Raw genomic sequence first — 4,117 nt, forward strand, 5'->3', positions numbered from 1 at the left:
AACCTAACGCATTTACCAAGTGAGTCTACACTTAACACAATACCTATAAGCATACAACTCTCGAATGGGTCGTAGATCTCCATAGTTAAAACAGTTTGCTCCTGCATAGATTCCTGCAGCCTGCTGCCGATCAGCTCCCACTCTTATTCATCGATCGCCGGCCGCGGGCGTCGTCCACACTCTTGTTAATGTCTTTTTATACTTTCTTTAGTTTCAGGTAGTATGTGGTAGATAGATTAACATTATGCAAAGCAGAATGGGACAATCTGATATTTGGGAAGGAACTTATGAGAATTTCTTATTTTGCAATAAAATCGGGATCCCGTTCCGTTCCAAATCGCTTACAATGGAGGGATTTCAACGCTACAATTCCTAAACTGAAGTTCATACGATTCCATGACTTCCGTCATACGTCGGCTTCCATATTAATCGGAGAAGGTGCTCATGCTAAAACGATATCTAATCGATTGGGCCATTCTAAAATAGGAACAACCATGGACGTCTATGGGCATATTTTCGAATCAGTGGATCGAAAGACAACTTCCATTTTTGATGATGTATTATTCAGTGGCGATGGGGACTAAACTTGAAATTTGGGGACTAATTGTATTAATCATTACATTTTTTCGTCTTTTTTAATCCATTACCAACAGTGCGCTTCCCTTATTCTATAAGTGTTTATCCATCATGACCGTTTAATACCGTTTATCCATTTCCACATCTCCCATAAGGGTGTCCTAGCAATAGGCACCCGTTTTAATTTGTCAGAAACCCTTATGTATGGAACTTATGATGCGTCTTGAAAAAAAGTTGATCCAAGGCTTGCCTTGGATCAACTTGATATTTAAACACACACACTATTTATATATCGGCATTACGTTACGACAAATTCGACGAGGATTGGGGTAGCAGGGTCAAGCGCATCTCCTCCAGGAATCGTTATCGTTGTTGTCGTTACTGTCGACGTATCTGCTGTCTGGATAGTGCCATTAATATAGAGAATATAATAAGCGAATAAACCTGGGAATGCTGTTGCTGCAGCACCAGCGTCATTCGTAAAAGCTGTTGCGGCAACCGCGAATGTGGCGCCAGTTCCAGTCCCGACTCCAATCGTAGCTGCAAATTTACGACTTGCAACAAATGGTTGAGTAATAGGCATTGTTTTCTCCTCCTTTTCTTAAGGGATGCTATATTAGATGCATGTGGGACAAGTATTGAACCTTGCAGTTGTCTTGAAGAAAAAAACACATTTAAAAGCCAACAAAAAACTGCTCTGGAATATAACCAGAACAGTCTATGATCAGCATATGAAGCAATCGATCTTGGTTAATTTACAATAAACTCAACGATGAGCGGCGTGGCAGGATCAAGCGCATCGCCGCCAGGGATTGTTATTGATGTTGTCGTAACTATAGACGTATCTCCCATTTGGAGAACCCCATTGATATAAAGGTCATAGTAGGCAAATGAGGCTGGAAATGAAGTTGCTGCAGCACCAGTATCATTTGTAAATGCTGTGGCCGCAATCGTAAACGCAGCACCTGTCCCCGTACCTGCTCCGATGGTCGAACTGAATTTCCTGCCTGCCAGAAACGGTTTAATAATTGCCATTTATTTCACTCCTCTTTTGGGATACCTTATTTAATGCTGATCCTAGAGGTACTGATTGTGTACATGATATGGTGAACGCTCAGGTCGGTTGAATATTGGATCCTTTTTCAATAATGAGCAGAATGCATAGAACTAAATGAAAACGCCAGAAAAAAGCACCCTCCTCCAACAATCTTAGAGAAAGAAAGAGAAATGTGCCTTCTTTAGTCAAAAGACTCCCCTAACTCAGGTAATATATGTATCCTATTTTTTCACCTCCTGCTGAAAGAGTGCTGATCGAGATTATGTTTCGAGTACAGGAAGCGTGCTGCTAATAAGCCCCTCATGATTGGTTCCCCGCTTTCTTAAGTTTTTTCGCTTCCTGATCCGATTCATCCCATTTCCGCATGAAAAATTCGTATGAACTGAAGCGTTATAGGAACGCCGTCCACTGGTACCTCATCAATGGTTAATACCCCAGCCGACACCTTGTATACAATAAGCGGTTGAAGAACGCCGTTGATGAACAAGTTCGTGTAGGATACAGTTGCCGGATCCAGTATGTCCGAGCTTCCGTATTGCGGCAACGCATCCTCGTTCGTGTACGTGAATTTTACCCCGTCGCTTCTTGTAATGAATTGGAACGTTTCTACCTTCAGCACCTTGCCCGTCTCCGGTGGAGTCGGCGGTACCGGCGGAGCAGGAAATATTAGCGCGCACCCAGAGGGTGGCCATATGCTTCCGGACGCCAGCCTGCTCGCCTGGGCGTATTCGAATTTCAGCTTATTACTCCAAGGTTTGGTCGTTATGCGAATCACATGATCTCCGTTCATATGCCCACCTGTCCCCTTACATAAATTTATGTCGTGCTTTGATAATATTTATGATATTCATATCCTTTTTGCCTGCTTGGGGCATATGTACATTCCATAATTAAATCCGCAAAAAAGGCTGCCCAAGAGCCAACTAACAACGCTCTGAAACAGCCCTTCATCATCGTGTCCCGCAGTATACGGCTGGAAAACAAACAACTTGATAACCATCATCCGCTCATTGACCGACCTTGCCTTGTAATTTATGTAAAAGCAATATGTTTTCCACAAAGACGGCCTTCCTTCGTGATCATTCATATTCACGGATAGAAAAAGGAGCGCCTCTCTTCCTAGTATCAAATATACTAGCTATCTGAGGCCACTCCTTCCACCGCAAAATCGCGTTCAAGGCTCGTCCTTTTTGAACAACGGTTTAGATTTGAGGGAAGTTGTCGTCTTTCTCCTGCTGACTATCTCGCTTATCTCCCTTCTGACTGTCGTCTCCATCGTTGCTTTTATCCTTTAATACCAAGATTGCCTTCTTAAGCACATTCGGGATTGGCACGCCGAGGCGACCCGCATTTTCTAGAATTGACAACACCTCATTAGCCATATAAAAGTAAGTCGTAGCATCTCTGATCATATCCTTGCTGTTAAAGGCTGTATCGATTTGATGGGCAAGTGCAATAATAAGAAAAATGAACACTTTGCGCGCAATTCCCACAAGTCCGATACGGCTCAACAATTTGCCTTCCACTCCTGAAGCCATTACTCCTGTCACATAATCCACTACAATCATCGTCAGCAGCACCTGAACCAACGCGGGCCAACCGCCAAATATGAACGAAAACGTGCCACCAGCGGCTGCGATTCCTGTTTTGAGGAAAAGATTCAATCGATCCATGCTTGCCCTCCTCTGCAGTCGTATACACTTCGGCCTGTATCTAGCACTTTCAATGCCTCTGCTAGAGTATTGACGAAGCACTCGCAGACCCTGACTATATGTTATGCAGCATGCTCGTTGCCCGACAAAGGCAAGCCTCCTAACTCGCTTTCATTGCAACAATGGTCAGGATGATTTTGATATACTAGAATGAAAGATTTGCACTCAGTCAAACAATGGCCTAACCTCCGCTTCCCCGGCAATTGATCAACAGCAAAAACAGCAAAATACGGTACCCCACGGAGTACCGCATTTCTATGCCCCTATTCCTTATTCAATATTCCGGCTCACTTCAATTGTTCCTTTACCTTGGACTATCCGTTCATGGCTCACTTGGATGGATGCTCCAATGTCCATCGGAATCCTTGCAGGAATGAGTTCGAAGGTAGAGACAACTGCCCGATGATCAGACGGCCATGGCGTAATCGCAATATCAGTATAGGGACCTCTCTCGCCTACAATACGGCTGTCAATCGTTACTGCAGCTCCTCCTGCATACACAAAATCAATGCGATCATGCACCTCATCCAGCGCGATTCGTCCATTTTCTCCAGCTGTCCAGGTTGCAGCAGGTCTCACTAATGGATCAGAGTAAACATCTCGATAGGAATCTCGAAACTGTAGCTGCTCCAATCGTATGGATACCGGCCATTCGACAGCTACGCCAAAGTGCATGCTCTTCGCTTCATCTGTCCAATCCAGATGGGATGGAGCATTGAAATCGCCTGTGAGAAACACAGGAACGCCTTGACTTGCCAATTGTCCGAGTAGA

At 44.2% G+C, this 4,117-nt stretch carries 6 protein-coding genes; 1 reads left to right on the forward strand and 5 read right to left on the reverse strand.

Annotation, left to right across the window (positions count from 1 at the left end):
• Nucleotides 1-287: 287 nt before the first annotated feature.
• Entirely contained in the window at nucleotides 288-584 is a 297-nt protein-coding gene (locus tag AZ66_RS27490) for a tyrosine-type recombinase/integrase (protein WP_044357821.1), read from the forward strand.
• Nucleotides 585-874: 290 nt separating this feature from the next.
• Here the strand turns inward: AZ66_RS27490 and AZ66_RS27495 are convergent, their stop codons facing one another.
• From AZ66_RS27495 to AZ66_RS32195, 5 genes are all read right to left on the reverse strand, one after another.
• Entirely contained in the window at nucleotides 875-1,159 is a 285-nt protein-coding gene (locus AZ66_RS27495) for a DUF4183 domain-containing protein (RefSeq protein ID WP_021256612.1), read from the reverse strand.
• Nucleotides 1,160-1,326: 167 nt separating this feature from the next.
• Complete coding sequence (locus tag AZ66_RS27500; RefSeq protein ID WP_044357822.1) at nucleotides 1,327-1,611, reverse strand: DUF4183 domain-containing protein; 285 nt, start codon at nucleotides 1,609-1,611, stop codon at nucleotides 1,327-1,329.
• Nucleotides 1,612-1,982: 371 nt separating this feature from the next.
• On the reverse strand, nucleotides 1,983-2,423 hold the full coding sequence (locus tag AZ66_RS27505) for a DUF4183 domain-containing protein (RefSeq protein WP_044357823.1): 441 nt from the start codon (nucleotides 2,421-2,423) through the stop codon (nucleotides 1,983-1,985).
• Nucleotides 2,424-2,835: 412 nt separating this feature from the next.
• Nucleotides 2,836-3,306, reverse strand: coding sequence for a phage holin family protein (locus tag AZ66_RS27515; protein WP_044357825.1), 471 nt, complete (start codon nucleotides 3,304-3,306; stop codon nucleotides 2,836-2,838).
• Between the two features lie 309 nt (nucleotides 3,307-3,615).
• The coding region (locus tag AZ66_RS32195) for an endonuclease/exonuclease/phosphatase family protein (protein ID WP_197081786.1) at nucleotides 3,616-4,117 on the reverse strand (502 nt) is incomplete at its 5' end.

Origin of the sequence: Paenibacillus sp. E194 (assembly GCF_000935845.1) — a bacterium.
Lineage (GTDB): Bacteria > Bacillota > Bacilli > Paenibacillales > Paenibacillaceae > Paenibacillus_B > Paenibacillus_B alvei_B.

Bases quoted from the DNA above. Each gene is read 5' to 3' on its own strand.
- AZ66_RS27495 (WP_021256612.1), bottom strand. From the start codon at position 1,159: ATGCCTATTACTCAACCATTTGTTGCAAGTCGTAAATTTGCAGCTACG.
- AZ66_RS27505 (WP_044357823.1), bottom strand. From the start codon at position 2,423: ATGAACGGAGATCATGTGATTCGCATAACGACCAAACCTTGGAGTAAT.
- AZ66_RS27490 (WP_044357821.1), top strand. From the start codon at position 288: ATGAGAATTTCTTATTTTGCAATAAAATCGGGATCCCGTTCCGTTCCA.
- AZ66_RS27500 (WP_044357822.1), bottom strand. From the start codon at position 1,611: ATGGCAATTATTAAACCGTTTCTGGCAGGCAGGAAATTCAGTTCGACC.
- AZ66_RS27515 (WP_044357825.1), bottom strand. From the start codon at position 3,306: ATGGATCGATTGAATCTTTTCCTCAAAACAGGAATCGCAGCCGCTGGT.